Here is a 16,103-nt window from a genome sequence, read left to right as displayed (position 1 = left end):
GTCCATCCCGCGTCCCGTCTCGTCTGCCCCACGTACCACCCGCCGTCGACCTGGTCCGGCTCGAAGTCCCAGGAGTCCGCCGTGTCCGCACTGCTCACCAGCCCCGTCGCCACCCGCGTCACCGGGAGCCGCGCCCGACGGTTCCTGGCGCTCGCCGTGCTCATGCTGCCGGTGCTGCTCATCTCGGTGGACAACACCATCCTGAGCTTCGCGCTGCCGTCGATCAGCCGCGCGCTGAACCCGGACGCCACCACGCAGCTCTGGATCGTGGACGCGTACCCGCTCGTGCTCGCCGGACTGCTCGTCGTCATGGGCAGCATCGGCGACCGGATCGGCCGCAGGCGGATCCTGGTGATCGGCGCGACCGGCTTCGCCCTGTTCTCGGTGGCCGCGGCCTTCGCGACCGACGCCTGGATGCTCGTCGCGGCACGGATCGCGATGGGGGTCTTCGGCGCGATGCTCATGCCCGCCACGCTGTCGATCATCCGCAACGTGTTCGTCGACGCGGGGGAGCGGCGGATGGCGCTCGCCGTCTGGTCGACGATGTTCGCCGCCGGCAACGCGCTCGGCCCGCTCGTCGGTGGCGCCCTGCTCGCGCACTTCCACTGGGGCAGCGTGTTCCTGGTCGCGGTGCCGATCCTCGTGCTCATGCTCGTCGGTGTGCCGTTCTGCGTGCCGGAGTCCCGCGACCCGCTGCCCGGGCCGGTCGACCTGCCGAGCATGTTCCTGTCCCTCGGAGCCCTCGCACCGATCGCCTGGGCCATCAAGTCCGTCGTGCACCCCGAGGAGCGGGGGATCGCGATCGCCATGCTCGCCGTCGGTGTCGTCTGCGGCATCGCGTTCGTCCGCCGGCAGCTGCGGTCCCGCACGCCGATGCTCGACCTGCGGCTGTTCCGCAGCACGGCCTTCACCGGCAGCGTGCTGATGAACCTGGCGGCGATGTTCTCGCTCACCGGGTTCCTGTTCTTCATCGCCCAGCACCTGCAGCTCGTGGCCGGGCTCGACCCGTTCGCGTCCGGCGTCGTGCTGATCCCGGGGTCGGTGCTGACCATCGTCGCCGGGCTCGCGGTCGTGCCGGTCGTCGCCCGGGTCGCACCGCGGTGGGTCGTGTCGGTGGCGCTGCTGTTCTCGGCGGCGGCGTACGCCCTCGTCGCAGTCCTGGGGCACCACGCGTCCATCGCGGCCCTGGCGTTCGCGTTCGTGCTGCTCGGCATCGGCATCGGGGCGTCCGAGACGGTGACGAACGACCTCATCATCTCGACGGCACCGGCGGACAAGGCCGGTGCGGCATCGGCGATGTCCGAGACGGCGTACGAGATCGGTGCCGTGCTCGGCACCGCGGTCCTCGGCACGATCCTGGCGACGACCTACCGGGCGCACGTCGTGGTGCCCGACGGGTTGTCCTCGTCGGCGCACGTCGCGGCACAGGAGACCCTCGGTGGCGCGGTCGCCGCGGCCGGTCAGCTCGGTGGTGGCGCCGGGCAGGCACTGCTCGAGTCGGCACGGGCGGCGTTCGACTCCGGCGTGACGATCACCGCGGGCGTCGCGGCGGTGCTCATGGTCGTGGCGGCAGCGGGTGCGCTCGTCATGCTCAAGCGCCGCTGAGCGGGCGCGGAGTCGTCGCCACGGCGCGCCCGGCCGTCCCCGAACCTGTGAATCGTTGACCTCAACCAGGGTTCAGGTCATACGTTGGGTGACAGCCGCCGAGTGACGGCAGCCCCTCCCGAAGGAACGACCACGATCACCATGCCCGACGAAGCACCGGCCACCATCGCCGACGCGTACAAGTCCGCGTTCCGCGGGCACCCTGCCGGCGTCGCCGTCATCACGGCCGAAGGCCCGGACGGACCGACCGGCCTCACCGCCTCGAGCGTCGCGAGCGTCGCCGTCGACCCACCCGTCCTCGTCTTCTCGCTCTCCACCAACTCCGGCTCGGCCGGGGTCGTGCTCGGTGCGCCGATCTTCGTCGTGCACCTGGTCGACTCCCTCGGGGTCGCACTGGCCAAGCGCTTCGCCTCGACGGGCAGCCCGGCGGCCGACGACCCGATCTGGGGCACCCTGCCGTCCGGCGACCGCTACCTGCCGAGTGCGGCGAGTGCCCTCCGCTGCCGACCGCTGTCGACGACCCCGATCGGCAGCTCGACCGTCGTCGTCGCCGAGGTGCTCGACATCATCGTCGGCGCCGACCGTGGCGAGCCGCTGGTCTACCACAACCGGGAATTCCACTCCCTCACCGATCGTTCCCGGCTCTCGTGAGCCGCGGAGCCGCGTCCACAACCCACTGATCGAAAGGACCTCACATGGCTGAGTACACCCTGCCGGAACTGCCGTACGACTACGCCGCGCTCGAGCCGCACATCAGCGGCAAGATCATGCAGCTGCACCACGACAAGCACCACCAGGCCTACGTCACCGGTGCCAACACCGCGCTGCAGCAGCTCGGTGAGGCCCGTGAGTCGGGCAACTTCGGTGCGATCAACAAGCTCGAGAAGGACCTCGCGTTCCACCTCGGTGGTCACGTGAACCACTCGATCTTCTGGACCAACCTCGGTCCGGACACGAAGGTCCCCGAGGGCGAGCTCGCCGCGGCGATCGACGAGTTCTTCGGTTCGTTCGAGCAGTTCCAGGCGCAGTTCGCCGCCGTCGCGAACGGCATCCAGGGCTCCGGCTGGTCCGTGCTGGCCTGGGACACCGTGGGCCAGAAGCTCGCCACGTTCCAGCTCTTCGACCAGCAGGGCAACATCCCGTTCGGTCTCGTCCCGATCTTCATGCTCGACATGTGGGAGCACGCCTTCTACCTCGACTACCTCAACGTCAAGGCGGACTACGTCAAGGCCGTCTGGAACATCGTCGACTGGGAGAACGTCGCCGCTCGTTTCGAGAACGCGAAGTCGCAGCGGTTCGTCACGCTCTGATCCGCGTCGGCGGGTCGCCACGGTGACGACCTGACGAACGGGAGGCACGGTGCCAGCTGGCACCGTGCCTCCCGTTCGTGGTCCCGGGGCGCTCCGGGCCGGGCGCGACTGCCGGGGACGCGATCGGTTGGTCGTGGGGACGCCGCCACGCGGGCTCAGCGCACGGCGTCGCGGCCGGGCGCACTGGCGGCGAGGTCGTGGGCGATGCGACGCAGTGCGGCGTCGACGTCGGTCTGTGCACGGTCGACCAGCGCGCTCCACTGGGCTCCGCGTGCTGCCATCACCGTGCGTTGGGCAGCTCGTTCGGCGAGGACGGGGTCGGCACCGTGTTCGCGGCACCACGCCCGGATGGCCGCGACGTGGCAGCGGTGCGCACGGCGCTGTCGGTCGCGCCCGTCGAGGGACTCGACCGATCCGAGTTCGAAGGTGAGTCGTGCGGCCAACGCGCGGTGCGGGTCGTCGAGTCCGCCGAAGGTCGCGACCAGGTGATCGGCGAGGGCATCCACATCGGATGCCGGATCGAGCGCCGTCGCCGGGCGGTTGGCCGCGAGGTGCTCGACGACGGAGTCGATCAGGGCGTCCCGCGAGCCGAAGTGGTACACGACGGGGTAGGCGCTCGTCCCGAGCACACGGCCGAGGCCCCGGACCGTGACGTCCTCGATCTTGGTCTCGACGAAGTGGTCGACCACCTTCTCGAGGATCGCGGGTTTGCGGGTCGGGTCGGGCTTCCTGGGCATGGCATCTCCGTCGTCGTGGCGGTGGTCGCGCGACCGTTCACATACTAGCATCGGTATATCAGTTTCGGGAGCGGACCTGACGGGAGGCATATCCTTGGTGCACCCTCCGTTTCCACCGATAGAAACGGAGAAATACTCGTTTCCAAGTACACTGTTGCGGATGTCCATGCCGTTCGAGCGCGCTCTGCCGCCGTCACGGCCCGAGGGGACCCCCGCTGGACGGGTGGTCGCGGGCCGTCGCCGTGGCGCCGGAAAACGCTTCCTGGTCGTCGGCGACGTCCTGGACGGCGTCCTCGTGCACACCACCGCGCACCGGATCGGGGTGCACGACCCGGCAGCGCAGATCCGCCACCGTCCGACCGGGGCCGGCGGCAACACGGCCACCTGGCTCGGCTGGCTCGGGGCCGAGGTCGACGTCGTCGCCCGGGTCGGGGTCGACGACGTCTACCGGCACGAGCGTGCGCTCGAGGACGCCGGGGTCCGAGCCCACCTGCGCTACGACGCGATGACGTCCACCGGCGTCGTCGTCTCCGTCCGCAACGACCACGGCCGCACCGCGATGTCCGATCCGGCTGCGAGCGGGAAGATCAGCGCGGCCGACGTCCCGCCCTCGTTGGTCGCACGTGCTGACATCGTGCACCTGACGGGTGCCGCCATGCTCGGCGGCGGGGTCGACCGGCTCGCCGCACTCGTCGCGTGTGCCCGGACAGGGCCGGCGCGCGTCGCGGTGGACCCCTCGTCGGTCGCGGTGATCGAGACCGTCGGCGCGGACCGGTTCCTCCAGGCGCTGCGGGGCGTCGACGTGCTCTTCCCCGACCAGCAGGAGGCGCTCGCCCTCGGCGGAGGGGACGACCTCGACGCCGCGGTGCGCCGGCTGACCGAGCACGTCCCGCTGGTCGTCGTCACGGCGGGGGCGGACGGCGCACTGATCGGGCGCCGGGGGCGGAGCGTCCAACGGGTCCCTGCGACGCCCGCGACCGTCGTCGACACCATCGGCGCCGGGGACGCCTTCGTCGCCGGGTTCGTCCGCGCCTGGGCGACCGACCCGGTGCGGGTCGGTGCGGCGGCACGCGAGGGCACCCGGGTCGCCGCTCGGGCACTCGGTTTCGTGGGCGGTCGGCCGCCGGTCTGAGCGACCTGAGCGACCTGGGTGATCTGCGTGATCTGCGCGATCCGACCGGCGGTGCTGCCTGCGGGTCAGCGCTCCGACGGCTCGGCGACCACGTTCAGGGTCTGGACGAGTCCGGCACCCACGGGTGCGAGCCGGATCTCGACGCGCAGCCGCCCGCACGCGCCGGGCATCCACCAGCGCAGGTGCGACGGTGCGGAAGAGGACTCGGCCACCGGTGCCGCAGCGAGGTCGGCGTCGACCTCGGACACGGCCTGGGCGACCGCGCGCCGTCGACGGTCGTAGGGCACGTCCATCGCCACGTTGGGCGTGCAGATCGCGTCCGCCAGGTCGTCGCGCCAGTCGGCCAGGAGGCGCATCACCGCGGCCTGCGCGGCTCGCGTCGCGCGGCTGGTCACCGCCGCCCCGGTGCTCGGTCCGGTCGCCGCGGGTGCGTCCGTCGTCAGCGCCGCCCCGAGCACGAGGTCGTGCGCCTGCTGCGCGGCAGCGGAGACCTTGGCCTGGGTGGCGTTCTCGAACGCGACGACCCCGAGGCCGTCGCGCACGGACCACCGCATGTGGGCGGAGAAGCCCGGGTAGCCGCCGGAGTGGGACACGAGTTCGCCGAAGCGGTCGTCCTGCTCGACGAACAGCCCGAAGCCGTACGCGGTTGCGCGGGGCGAACCCGGGACGACCGACGGGGGGACGACCCGCATCGCCTGCTGCATGAGCCGGCGGTCGGCGGGGGAGACCGGACCGGGTTCGGGCGCGCCGGAGAAGCCAGAGCCGAGGTGGGTCGCCCAGCGAGCCAGGTCGCGCACGGTCGAGAACAGTCCACCGATCGACGAGAACGCGCCGGGCCCGGTCATCGGCAGGGGTTCCCAGTCGCCCTCGTGCCCGCGGACACCGGTGACCACGAACCCGCTGGACTCGTCGGCGCGGAACACCGTGTCGGCCAGTCCGAGGGGACGCAACACGATCTCGCTGGCGGCCTGGGTGAAGGGCTGCCCCGTCACGACGGCGACGACCCGGCCGAGCAGTGCGTACCCCAGGTTCGAGTACGCGAAGCGGGTGCCGGGCAGGGAGTCGAACAGCAGGCCAGCACGCAGGACCTGGTCGAGCTCGGCGTCCGAGATGGACTCCTGGCGGTCGGCCCAGGGATCGTCAGTGGGGAACCCGGCCGACATCGTCAGCAGCATCCGCACCGTGGCGACGGGAGAGTCCGGGGCCGGCAGGGCGACGGCGTCGAAGGCCGGCACGAAGTCGGTGATCGGGGCGTCGAGGTCGAGCAAGCCCCGGGCGACGAGCGTCAGCAGGGTCGCGGCCGTGACGCTCTTGGTGCACGAGGCGATGCGGTACACGGTGTCCGCGTCCGGCCGCTGACCGTCACCGCGGTCGCCGTGCCCGCCGGAGGCGACGAGCCCGGAACGGTCGAACACACCCCACACACTGCTCGGCGCGATGCCCTGGTCGACACGAGCGCGGAACAGCTCGTCGACCTGGTCGACGACCGCAGCCACCGCGGGGTGCGCATCGTTCGCGAGCGGCGCATCCTTCACGAGCGGCGCATCCGCTCGTAGGCGTCCAACGCCCGCTGGCGTGACGCCTTCAGGTCGACCATCGGCTCGGGGCGCAGCTCGTCGGCGGGAACCCAGCGGTGGACGTACTCGCGGTGCGGGTCGAACCGCTCGAGCTGCCGATCGGGGTTGAAGACACGGAAGTACGGTGCGGCGTCGAAGCCGGAACCCGCGACCCACTGCCAGTTCGCCGCGTTGTTCGCGGGGTCGGCGTCGACCAGCGTGTCCCAGAACCACTGCTCCCCGACGCGCCAGTCGACGAGCAGGTTCTTCACCAGGAAGCTCCCGGCGGCCAGCCGCACCCGGTTGTGCATCGCACCGCTGTGCCAGAGCTCGCGCATGCCGGCGTCGACCAGGTCGAAGCCGGTCAGGCCCTGTCGCCAGCGCTCGAGCTCGGCTTCCTCGGGGTCACGCCAGGGGAACGCGTCGAAGTTCCGACGGACGTTGACGGTGGCGATGTCGTCGCAGTGGAAGTACTCGTTCCAGTTGAACTCACGCCATGCCAGCTGCCGGAGGAACGCCGAGGCGTTCTGGCGCTGCGCGGGCTCGAGCCGCTCGTGCAGGCGGTGCCACACCTGGTACGGGCTGATCTCGCCCCACCGCAGGAACGGGGAGAGGCTGCTCGTGGCCTCCATCGCGGGCTCGTCCCGCTGGTCGTAGTCCTCGAGCGCGTGCTCGACGAAGTGCTCGAGCTGCTGCCGGGCGCCGTGCTCGCCCGGGGTCCAGGCGTCGCGGAGCCCACCGGCCCAGTCGGGCTCCGTCGGCAGCAGCGCCCAGTCGGACAGTGCGTCACCGGTGACGTCGGCCGCAGCGGGCAGGTCGTCCGGGTCCGGCAGGGGGTGCCGTGGCTCGGGCAGTGCCTGGACGGCGTTCCAGAACGGCGTGAACACCTTGTACGGCTCGCCCTGGCCGGTGAGCACCGTCCACGGTTCCCAGAGCAGGTTCGCGGCGAAGCTGTGCGCCTCGATGCCGCGATCGTGCAGTGCGCCCTTGATCCCGGCGTCGATGTCGCGCTCGACGGCGCCGTACCGACGGTTCCAGTACACGGCGTCCACGCCCGTCTCGGCGACGAGCTGGTCGATGGTCTGCGCCGCGGCACCGCGTCGCAGGACCAGCCGGGAACCCCGCTCGCACAGGTCGGCGTCGAGCGCGGTCAGGGAGTGGTGCAGCCACCAGCGGCTCGCCGCACCGATCGGACGGAGTCCGGGGGACTGCTCGTCGAGGACGACCACCACGGTGACGTCGCCGCCGTGGTCGATCGCCGCACGGAGCGCCGGGTTGTCGGACAGCCGAAGGTCGTCACGGAGCCAGACGATCGCGCCGGTCACACCGTCGCCGAATCCAGCGTGGTGACCGCTCGGGGCGTCGACCGCCGGCCCGGTGCCGTGCCGACTGCCAGCCGGAGCTTGGTGCAGAGTTCGGTGAGGGTGCGGAGCTCGGGGTCGGACAGGCCGGCGCCCACCTGCTGGGCGATGCTCGCTGCGTGCTGCACGGCGACCTGCCGGTAGACGTCGAAGCCGTGCGGGGTCAGCGCCACGATCACGCCGCGGGCATCGGTGGGGTCCGGCTGCTTCTCGACGATGCCGCGGGCGAGCAGTCGGTCGACCAGGCGGCTGACGCTCGGCTGGGTGAGCAGCAGGTGCCCGGTGAGGTCGCGCATCCGGCAGCGTCGACCGGGCTGGGTCGACAGGTTGAAGCACACGTCGTACTCGTTGAACGAGATCTCGTCGCCGGGGAAGTCCGCGTTGAGACTCCGCATCACGGCGACCTGGGCGCGGAACAGCGCTTCCCAGGCGGCCACGGCGGTCGCCTTCTCACTGCGGCGTGTCTCGCTCACGTTCGCGTTCCCTCCGGTCGTCGGACTGACCACACTACCGACGGGCTCCGACAGGAGCCGGGCGACATGCACGAGGGCCGGCCACCTGTCGGCGACCGGCCCTCTCCCTTGCACCAAGAGTTTCCTGCAATCACATTCCGCAGGCGGTGCCACAGCAAACACCGTCTGCACCACCGACTGTATAACGAAGCGGTAACGGGGCGCCAGCCTCTCCGGGCCCGGTTCGCTGCGAGTTCACCAAGAGCAGTCGGAGCGTTTCAGAAGAGGTCGGGTGACGGGGTCGACGCGTACCGCACTGCGACGTCCGCGTGCCGGTCGAAGCGGTAGCCGACGCCGCGCACGGTCCGGACGATCTCCTCGAAGGCGCCGAGCTTGGAGCGGAGGCGACGGACGTGCACGTCGATGGTGCGCTCGTTCGGGGTCTCGTCCTCGCCGTCGGACCACAGGCCCTCGATGATCGCGGAGCGGTCGACGGTCTGGCCCTCGCGGAGGACCAGGAACTGCAGGAGCTCGAACTCCTTGTAGGTCAGGGGCGCGGCTTCACCGTCGAGGGTCACGCGCTTCCGGGAGATGTCGATGACGACGCCCGTCTCCTCGGGTTCGGGCTTCTCGGCCTGCTTGCGGGCGGCCACCGCGGAGCGGTCCTGCAGCGCGAGGCGGACGACGTCGACGTCGCGGCCACCGGAGTGCTCGGCGGCGACGGCGACGGCCGCGTAGGTCTCGGACGACGGGACGAGCTGGGCGGTGAGTGCCTTGAGCTGCTCGACGACCGCGGCCAGGGTCGTGCCGGCGGCCGCGGCCTTGGCTTCGTCGATGCCGACGTACAGGGCGAAGCCGCGAGCCTCGGTGCCCTCCGGCAGGGCGCGGTTCCGCTGCGGCGCGACCACCGGGCTCGTCGGCGCGGTGGCCGGTCCGCTCGCCGCCGGGGAGACGGGTCGCGGGCGGATCGGCGTCACGGTGCCGAGGTCGGTCGGGGTCGGTACTGAGCGGAGCGCGGTGCGGGGCTGGGCGATGGTGAGCGACATGGTGGTTCTCCGGGCGGTGTGGCCGGTGCGCGGGTGGGCGGCGGCCGGTGTCGAATGCGTCATCCCGGGTACGGCGGTACGCCGATGTGCCCTGCGGTCCTGCTGCGGACCGGGGCCGACCCGGGGGAACGGGAGACAGACCTCGTGACGTGGTGCGCGTCGCCGACGGTGTCCGTCACCCGGGGATCACGCTCGCGCGACGGGGGTGGTGTCGCGGGGGATCCGGCTGGAACGGGTGCCGATCAGGCACACATTCGACAACGCATGACCGACATGGTCGGCATCATCGTGCCGACGGTCCCCACTGCCCCTGCGGAGGAGCACGCCTCGGAGAGGACGCGGGTGGACACGGTTGCAGTCATGTGTCGAGTATCTGCGGTATACCAACGCGGTGTCAACCGTCCGCACGGACGGTGCGGTGAGCGCGACCGCACGGACGACAGGAGGCGCGGTGCCGACCGGCACCGCGCCTCCTGTCCGTGGGGTGGTCGCTACTCGGCCAGGCCGTAGAGCCGGTCGCCGGCGTCGCCGAGACCCGGGACGATGTAGCCGTTCTCGTCGAGCTTCTCGTCCAGCGCGCCGAGGACGATCGAGACGTTGCGGTCGCCGACGGCCTGCTCGACCATCGCGAGGCCCTCTGGCGCGCCGAGGATGCACACGCACGTGACCTCCTGCGCACCGCGGGCGAAGAGGAAGTCGATCGCAGCAGCCAGGGTGCCACCGGTGGCGAGCATCGGGTCGAGCACGAAGCACTGGCGCCCGGTCAGGTCGTCGGGCAGGCGCTCGGCGTAGGTCTGCGGCTCGAGGGTCTCCTCGTTGCGGGCCATGCCGAGGAAGCCGACCTCGGCCGTCGGGACGAGCTTGACCATGCCCTCGAGCATGCCGAGCCCGGCACGGAGGATCGGGACGACGAGCGGGCGCGGCTTGGCGATCGCGACGCCCATGGTGTGCGCGACCGGTGTGTCGATCGGCGTCGCCGTGACCCGGACGCCCCGCGTGGCCTCGTACGCGAGGAGCGTGACGAGCTCCTCGGTCAGGGCGCGGAACGTGGGAGAGGGCGTCGTACGGTCGCGGAGCACCGAGAGCTTGTGGGTGATGAGCGGGTGGTCGGCGACGTGGACTCGCATAGGGTCGAGCCTAGCGTGCCGTCGACCGTCAGGAGGTCCCGTGGAGGAGCCCGCAGCCCGCCCGTTCGTCCCGGCGATGGAGCGCGCGCTCGACGAGGCTCGACGGTGCCTGGAGACCGACGACGTGCCGGTCGGCGCCGTGGTGCTCGACCGCGACGGGGCCGTGGTCGCCACCGGGCGGAACGAGCGCGAGGCGCGGCAGGACCCGACCGCCCATGCCGAGGTCCTCGCACTGCGTGCCGCCGCGGCGGTGACGGGGGACTGGCACCTCGAGCAGCACACGCTCGTGGTGACGCTCGAACCGTGCCCGATGTGCGCCGGCGCGGTCATGGCCGCGCGGGTGCCCCGGGTCGTGTTCGGCGCGTGGGACCCGAAGGCCGGTGCCAGCGGCAGCGTCTACGACATCGCCAGGGACCGCCGGCTGCCGCACCGCTCCGAGGTCATCGGCGGGGTGCTCGAGGCGGCGTGCGCCGAGCTGCTCGACGCCTTCTTCAGTCCGCGGCGAGGATGACGATCGCCTCGGTCGGCGGCTGCGGACCGGTGCGCAGGACGTCCGGCTCGACGTAGATCACCCGGGCGATCGGCACGGCGCTCCGGACCCGCTGCTCGACGGTGTCGATCCCCGCGGCGACGTCACCGAGCCGGCGGTCCCCGTCGACGGCGACCTTCACGCCGACCATGAGCTCGTCCGGCCCGAGGTACAGGGTCTTCAGGTGGATGATCGCGTCGACCTCGGGGCCGTCGAGCACCGCCTGCTTGATGCGCTCGACGTCGGCGGCGGTGGCGCCCTCGCCGACGAGCAGGCTCTTCGTCTCGATGCCGAGCACCACTGCGACGGCGATGAGCAGCGCCGCGATGAGCATGGTGCCGATCGCGTCGAACACCCCGTTGCCGGTGATCGCGGTCAGGCCGACGCCGAACAGGGCGAACACCAGGCCGAACAGGGCAGCGGTGTCCTCGAGCATCACGACGGGCAGCTCCGGGGCCTTCGCGCGGCGGACGAACTGCACCCAGCTCTGCGAGCCCTTCTGCGGCCGGGCTTCCTTCAGGGCGGTGCGGAGCGAGAAGCCCTCGAGCCCGATGGCGATGACGAGCACGACGAGGGGCAGCCACCAGTTCTCGAGCGGGTGCGGGTGGGCGAGCTTCTCGATGCCCTCGTAGAGCGAGAACACACCGCCGACCGAGAACAGGATGATCGAGACGACGAACGCGTACACGTAGCGTTCACGGCCGTAGCCGAAGGGGTGCTCTTGATCCGCGGCGCGTCGGGCCTTGCGGCCACCGAGCAGCAGCAGGAGCTGGTTCGCCGAGTCGGCCAGGGAGTGCACACCCTCGGCCAGCATCGACGCGGAGCCGCTGATCGCCGCCGCGATGAACTTCACGATCGCGATGCCGATGTTGGCACCGAGTGCGGCGAAGATCGCCTTCGTGCCTCCGGAAGCGCTCACAGCTGTCCCCTTCTCGTGGTCTGCGACACGATCCTAGGCGGGTGGCGTCGGTAGGGTCGGGAGCATGACGATCGACCTGCCCCGCACCGCCCTGCTCGGGGTCGGTTCCATGTCCGGCGCGGTCCTCGACGGCCTGCTCGCCGCGGGACTCGACCCGGCCACCGTGACCCTGACAACCAAGTCCGAGGCATCCGCAGCGGCCCACCGTGAGCGCGGTCTCGACGCCACGGCGAGCGACACCGACCCGGACGCCAACCGGGCGGCGGTCCGCGGAGCCGCCCTCGTCGTGGTCGGCGTGAAGCCGTACATGATCGCGGACCTGCTCGACGAGGTCGCCGGTGTCCTGGAGCCCGGCGCCGTCCTGGTCAGCGTCGCCGTCGGCACCACCACCGCGAGCATGGAGGCACGGGTGCCCGCCGGTGTCCGGGTCGTCCGTGCCCTGCCGAACACCCCGATCGGCGTCGGCCACGGCGTCACCGGCATCAGCGCGGGTGCTTCGGCCGACGCCGAGGCCGTCGCGCTGGCGTCGTCGGTGTTCACCGCCTCGGGCCAGGTCATCGAGGTGCCCGAGTCGCAACTCGACGCGCTGTCCGCGGTGTCCGGCTCCGGACCCGCCTACGTCTTCCTGCTGGTCGAACACTGGCAGCGTGCCGCCGAGGAGCTCGGGTTCAGCCACGAACAGGCGGCGACGATGGTGCAGGGCACGGTCCGGGGCGCCGTCGAGTTGCTCGAGCGCTCCGGCCGCGAGCCCGCCGACCTGCGCCGTGCGGTCACCAGCCCGAAGGGCACGACGGAGCGTGCCGTCGCGGTGCTGCAGGACGCCGACCTGGCGGACACGCTGCTGCGCGCGTCGCGCGCCGCGATCGCACGTGCCGAGGAGATCGCCGCGTCGTAGCGCAGCGCCGGGGTGCGGTGCGGACGCTGCCCCTCCCTCGCAGGCTCGGTCGGCGCGGCCCGCGTGCCGCTGGCGCGGCACCGCTGAGCGGGCCGCGCTATTCGTACGCGGCGAAGCGCTCCAGGTCGCTCTCGGAACCCGAGACGATGATGACGTCGTCCTCGCCGATGACGCTGTCCGGCGTCGCCGGCACGAACGGGCTGCCGGGCGGCTTGATGCCGAGCACCGTCAGGCCGAAGCGGGTCCGGATGACCGTGGTGGCGAGGTCCTTGCCGCGGACCGCGCGCGGCGGGAACATCTTGACCACGGCGAAGTCGTCGTCGAACTCGATGAAGTCGAGCATCCGGCCGGAGACCAGGTGCGCCGTGCGCTCGCCGGCCTCACGCTCCGGGTAGACGACGTGGTTCGCGCCGATGCGGGACAGGATCGTGCCGTGCGACCGGCTGATGGCCTTCGCCCAGATCTGCGGGACGCCGAGGTCGACCAGGTTCGCCGTGATCAGGACGCTCGACTCCAGGTCACTACCGGTGCCGACGACGGCGATGGCGAAGTCCTGTGCGCCGATCTGGCGGAGCGCGTCGATGTCGGTGGCGTCCGCCTGCACCGCGTGGGTGACCCGGTCGGACCACTTCTGCACCAGCCCGGCGTCGGTGTCGACGACCAGCACCTCGCGGTCCTGGCGTTCGAGCTGGCCGGCGGTGGCGGCACCGAAGCGACCGAGCCCGATGACCAGGACGGGAGCGTCGTGACTGATGGCACCGTGCTGGTGCGACGAACGGGTGCGGTCAGCCAACGATCGGCCTCTCCTCGGGACGGCGGAACAGTTGCCGGCTCTGGCTGGCGGCCAGGGCAGCGGCGATGGTCACTGTACCGACCCGGCCGAGGAACATGGTGGCGGCGAGGACGTACTTGCCCGGTTCGGGCAGGTCCGCGGACACACCGGAGGACAGGCCACTGGTCGAGAACGCCGAGATCACCTCGAAGAGCACGCGGTCGAGCGAGTCGTCGGTGATCTGCAGGAGCACCACCGTCGCGACCGCCACGATCGTCGCGCCCCAGAGCACGATGGCCACCGCGACCCGCAGGACGTCGCTCGGGATCCGGCGGCCGAAGGCCTCCATGCTCTGACGACCGCGGGCCTCGGCGACGGCGGCCAGGAACAGCACCGCGAGGGTCGTGACCTTGATGCCACCGGCGGTCGAGGCGGACCCGCCGCCGATGAACATGAGCATGTCGGTGACGAGCAGGCTCGAGCCGTTGAGCTGGTCGAAGTCGACGAGCGAGAAGCCACCCGACCGGGTCATGGTCGACAGGAAGAGTGCCTGGAACGCGGTGCGCCCGGCGCCTTCCTCGCCGAAGGTCGTCGGGTTCGACGCCTCGAGCGCGATGTAGACGGCCGCGCCGCCGAGGAGCAGGACCGCGCTCGTCGCCAGGGTGAGCTTGACGTGGATCGGCCAGCGGCGCGGGGTGCGCAGCTGCTTCGTCAGGGCACGGATCACCGGGAACCCGATGGACCCCGCCACGACCCCCACCATCAGGAGCGACAGGAACCAGTAGTCGTGGGCGAACGGGTCCAGGCCGTCGGCGTTGGGCGAGAACCCGGTGTTCGTGAAGGCCATGGCCGCGTAGTAGAAGGAGTCGCCGACCGCGGTCCAGAACGGGATGCCGGCGATGAGCACCGACGGCAGGAGCAGCAGCCCGAGGACGATCTCGATCGACAGCGTGCTCACCGCCACGGTCGCGAGCAGGGTGCCGACCTCGCCGAGCCGGACGGCCTGGCCCTCGGGCACGGCGCCGTGGTGGGTGCGGAGCGGGTTCGAGTCGCCGGCTGCCATCAGCTTGGCGCGCAGGCCGAGCTTGCGGGTGACGAACAAGCCGAGGATCGACGCGAAGGTCAGCACGCCGACGGCGCCGATCTGGGTGCCGATGACCACCAGGACCTTGCCGAACACCGACCAGTGCGTCGCCATGTCGACCGTGGACAACCCCGTCACGCAGACCACCGACGCGGCGGTGAACAGGGCGTCCGCGAAGTGGGTGCTGCTGCGGTCCGCCGTGGCCCACGGCGTCATGAAGAGCACCGTGAACAGGAAGATCAGCGCGATGAACACGACGATCGCCAGCCGGGACGGTGACGAGCGGAGCACCGTCGCGATCCGGCTCGCCCGTCGTCGGCCGACACCCACGTGGTGCGGGATCGGCTCGGTTCGGTCGAGCATGCGTATGCCTCCGAGGACATGGGCCGGGACGGTTCGTCATGGTACATCCGTGGCGCCCCGGCTAGCCTTGCCACCATGGCCGACATCTTCTCCGTCGTGGCGGACCCGACCCGGCGCGAGCTGCTCGGCAGCCTGCTGTCCGCCTACGGTTCGGACGTCACCGGCGGGGAGCTCAGCGTCGGCCAGCTCGTCGAACGCCTCGGGGTCAGCCAGCCCACGGTGTCGAAGCACCTGCGTGTCCTGCGTGACATCGGTCTCGTCACCAGCCGTGAAGAGGGGCAGCACCGCTACTACCGACTCGACCCGGAGCCGCTCGTGCGCCTGGAGGAGTGGGTCCTGCCGTTCACGGGGGCGGTCGACGCCGACGGCACCCCGGCCACCACGGCGTGGACGCCGGACGGCCAGCCCGTGTCGATCCGCCGGAACGGTGCGGCCGGCAAGGCGACGGTGGAGGTCGGCACCGAACTCGGTCGCGTCATGGCGGAGGCGTCGTACCGGGCGACCGCCGCGATCTCCGGCGCGCAGCAGGGCTGGGAGCGCGTCGTCGACCGCAGCCGCAAGCGCTTCACCCGTCGGGGCGACGAGGACTGAGTCCCGTCACACCCGCCGGCGAGCACCTGGCGAGGGTCGGTGCGCGCTGCTCGGACTGATCCTGGACACCGGGTCGCACGCGCCTCTACAGTTGCCACTGACCACACAGGTCACACCACTGGCGTGCGCAGCGCGTGCGAGCCCCGAAGGCGGACCATGACCGGCAGTTTCGACGATGTGCGCTTCCTCACCGTCGCTGAGGTCGCCGAGATGATGCGCGTCTCGAAGATGACCGTCTACCGGATGGTGCACGCCGGGGAGCTCCCCGCGATCCGCTTCGGCCGCTCCTTCCGCGTCCCCGAGTCAGCCGTCGCCGACGTGCTGCGCGGTGGTGTGGCGGACGTCGGCTGAGCGCGCGTTCGACATCACAGCGGGCAGCCGGTAGACTCGGGCAGGTTGATTTTCCGCGGTCTCTTCGGCCCGGTGTCCGTACATCAGCATCAGTCCGAGCGAGGTCCACATGGGTTCTGTCATCAAGAAGCGTCGTAAGCGCATGGCGAAGAAGAAGCACCGCAAGCTCCTTCGCAAGACGCGTCACCAGCGACGCAACAAGAAGTAGATCCTCAACAGGTCTGCGCAGGTCGAAGGACCTGCACGAGAAGCCCCGGTTCGCCGGGGCTTTTG

At 71.2% G+C, this 16,103-nt stretch carries 18 protein-coding genes; 9 read left to right on the top strand and 9 right to left on the bottom strand.

Annotated features, from left to right (window positions below; all coding sequences use genetic code 11):
* The first annotated feature begins 81 nt into the window (after positions 1 to 81).
* The 3 genes from BOSE127_RS07680 (at position 82) to BOSE127_RS07670 (ending at position 2,915) form a co-directional block, all read left to right on the top strand.
* Positions 82 to 1,605 (top strand): MFS transporter, encoded by a 1,524-nt coding sequence (locus tag BOSE127_RS07680; RefSeq protein ID WP_159556783.1) that lies wholly within the window; start codon positions 82 to 84, stop codon positions 1,603 to 1,605.
* A 141-nt stretch (positions 1,606 to 1,746) separates the two neighbouring features.
* Positions 1,747 to 2,256 (top strand): flavin reductase family protein, encoded by a 510-nt coding sequence (locus BOSE127_RS07675; RefSeq protein WP_042538085.1) that lies wholly within the window; start codon positions 1,747 to 1,749, stop codon positions 2,254 to 2,256.
* Between the two features lie 44 nt (positions 2,257 to 2,300).
* Positions 2,301 to 2,915: a superoxide dismutase gene (locus BOSE127_RS07670; RefSeq protein WP_159556781.1), complete on the top strand. Its 615-nt coding sequence runs from the start codon at positions 2,301 to 2,303 to the stop codon at positions 2,913 to 2,915.
* A gap of 155 nt (positions 2,916 to 3,070) precedes the next feature.
* Here BOSE127_RS07670 and BOSE127_RS07665 read toward each other — a convergent pair whose 3' ends face one another.
* Complete coding sequence (locus BOSE127_RS07665) at positions 3,071 to 3,652, bottom strand: hypothetical protein (RefSeq protein ID WP_159556779.1); 582 nt, start codon at positions 3,650 to 3,652, stop codon at positions 3,071 to 3,073.
* Positions 3,653 to 3,812: 160 nt separating this feature from the next.
* Here BOSE127_RS07665 and BOSE127_RS07660 point away from each other — a divergent pair, with 160 nt between their 5' ends.
* Complete coding sequence (locus tag BOSE127_RS07660; RefSeq protein ID WP_159556777.1) at positions 3,813 to 4,784, top strand: carbohydrate kinase family protein; 972 nt, start codon at positions 3,813 to 3,815, stop codon at positions 4,782 to 4,784.
* Between the two features lie 65 nt (positions 4,785 to 4,849).
* Here the strand turns inward: BOSE127_RS07660 and BOSE127_RS07655 are convergent, their stop codons facing one another.
* The 5 genes from BOSE127_RS07655 to upp all read right to left on the bottom strand — a co-directional run bounded on the left by BOSE127_RS07655 (position 4,850) and on the right by upp (position 10,326).
* Complete coding sequence (locus BOSE127_RS07655) at positions 4,850 to 6,319, bottom strand: serine hydrolase domain-containing protein (RefSeq protein WP_159556775.1); 1,470 nt, start codon at positions 6,317 to 6,319, stop codon at positions 4,850 to 4,852.
* The gene (locus tag BOSE127_RS07650) at positions 6,316 to 7,665 is read right to left on the bottom strand and encodes a cryptochrome/photolyase family protein (protein ID WP_159556773.1); all 1,350 of its coding nucleotides are present in this window, start codon (positions 7,663 to 7,665) and stop codon (positions 6,316 to 6,318) included. Before BOSE127_RS07650 ends, BOSE127_RS07655 begins: the two co-directional genes overlap by 4 nt.
* Positions 7,662 to 8,174, bottom strand: a complete 513-nt coding sequence (locus tag BOSE127_RS07645; protein ID WP_235045702.1) for a MarR family winged helix-turn-helix transcriptional regulator — start codon at positions 8,172 to 8,174, stop codon at positions 7,662 to 7,664. Before BOSE127_RS07645 ends, BOSE127_RS07650 begins: the two co-directional genes overlap by 4 nt.
* 257 nt (positions 8,175 to 8,431) lie before the next feature.
* Positions 8,432 to 9,199 carry a winged helix-turn-helix domain-containing protein gene (locus tag BOSE127_RS07640; protein ID WP_017888571.1) on the bottom strand — a complete coding sequence of 256 codons (768 nt, stop codon included), beginning with the start codon at positions 9,197 to 9,199 and terminating at the stop codon, positions 8,432 to 8,434.
* A gap of 491 nt (positions 9,200 to 9,690) precedes the next feature.
* A complete protein-coding gene (upp, locus tag BOSE127_RS07635; protein ID WP_017888572.1) occupies positions 9,691 to 10,326 on the bottom strand; it encodes a uracil phosphoribosyltransferase in 636 nt (211 codons plus the stop codon).
* Between the two features lie 76 nt (positions 10,327 to 10,402).
* Here upp and BOSE127_RS07630 point away from each other — a divergent pair, with 76 nt between their 5' ends.
* Positions 10,403 to 10,837 (top strand): nucleoside deaminase, encoded by a 435-nt coding sequence (locus tag BOSE127_RS07630; protein WP_042538238.1) that lies wholly within the window; start codon positions 10,403 to 10,405, stop codon positions 10,835 to 10,837.
* Here the strand turns inward: BOSE127_RS07630 and BOSE127_RS07625 are convergent.
* Positions 10,818 to 11,774 (bottom strand): cation diffusion facilitator family transporter, encoded by a 957-nt coding sequence (locus tag BOSE127_RS07625; protein ID WP_017888574.1) that lies wholly within the window; start codon positions 11,772 to 11,774, stop codon positions 10,818 to 10,820. The genes BOSE127_RS07630 and BOSE127_RS07625 overlap by 20 nt on opposite strands.
* A 64-nt stretch (positions 11,775 to 11,838) precedes the next feature.
* Between BOSE127_RS07625 and proC the strand changes: the two genes are divergently transcribed.
* Positions 11,839 to 12,669, top strand: a complete 831-nt coding sequence (proC, locus tag BOSE127_RS07620) for a pyrroline-5-carboxylate reductase (protein WP_159556771.1) — start codon at positions 11,839 to 11,841, stop codon at positions 12,667 to 12,669.
* A gap of 97 nt (positions 12,670 to 12,766) precedes the next feature.
* Here proC and BOSE127_RS07615 read toward each other — a convergent pair whose 3' ends face one another.
* Both BOSE127_RS07615 and BOSE127_RS07610 read right to left on the bottom strand, forming a co-directional pair.
* On the bottom strand, positions 12,767 to 13,462 hold the full coding sequence (locus BOSE127_RS07615) for a potassium channel family protein (protein ID WP_017888576.1): 696 nt from the start codon (positions 13,460 to 13,462) through the stop codon (positions 12,767 to 12,769).
* On the bottom strand, positions 13,455 to 14,888 hold the full coding sequence (locus tag BOSE127_RS07610; RefSeq protein ID WP_017888577.1) for a TrkH family potassium uptake protein: 1,434 nt from the start codon (positions 14,886 to 14,888) through the stop codon (positions 13,455 to 13,457). The genes BOSE127_RS07615 and BOSE127_RS07610 overlap by 8 nt, the downstream gene beginning before the upstream one ends.
* A gap of 75 nt (positions 14,889 to 14,963) precedes the next feature.
* Between BOSE127_RS07610 and BOSE127_RS07605 the strand changes: the two genes are divergently transcribed.
* From BOSE127_RS07605 to BOSE127_RS07595, 3 genes are all read left to right on the top strand, one after another.
* Positions 14,964 to 15,479 carry an ArsR/SmtB family transcription factor gene (locus BOSE127_RS07605; RefSeq protein WP_159556769.1) on the top strand — a complete coding sequence of 172 codons (516 nt, stop codon included), beginning with the start codon at positions 14,964 to 14,966 and terminating at the stop codon, positions 15,477 to 15,479.
* Between the two features lie 156 nt (positions 15,480 to 15,635).
* Positions 15,636 to 15,830 (top strand): helix-turn-helix domain-containing protein, encoded by a 195-nt coding sequence (locus BOSE127_RS07600; RefSeq protein ID WP_017888579.1) that lies wholly within the window; start codon positions 15,636 to 15,638, stop codon positions 15,828 to 15,830.
* 109 nt (positions 15,831 to 15,939) lie between these two features.
* On the top strand, positions 15,940 to 16,038 hold the full coding sequence (locus tag BOSE127_RS07595) for a 30S ribosomal protein bS22 (RefSeq protein ID WP_003792170.1): 99 nt from the start codon (positions 15,940 to 15,942) through the stop codon (positions 16,036 to 16,038).
* Positions 16,039 to 16,103 lie beyond the last annotated feature (65 nt).

Origin of the sequence: Curtobacterium sp. 8I-2 (genome assembly GCF_902506155.1) — a bacterium.
GTDB classification, from domain to species: domain Bacteria; phylum Actinomycetota; class Actinomycetes; order Actinomycetales; family Microbacteriaceae; genus Curtobacterium; species Curtobacterium poinsettiae.
This window is presented reverse-complemented; position numbering and strand designations above follow the sequence as displayed.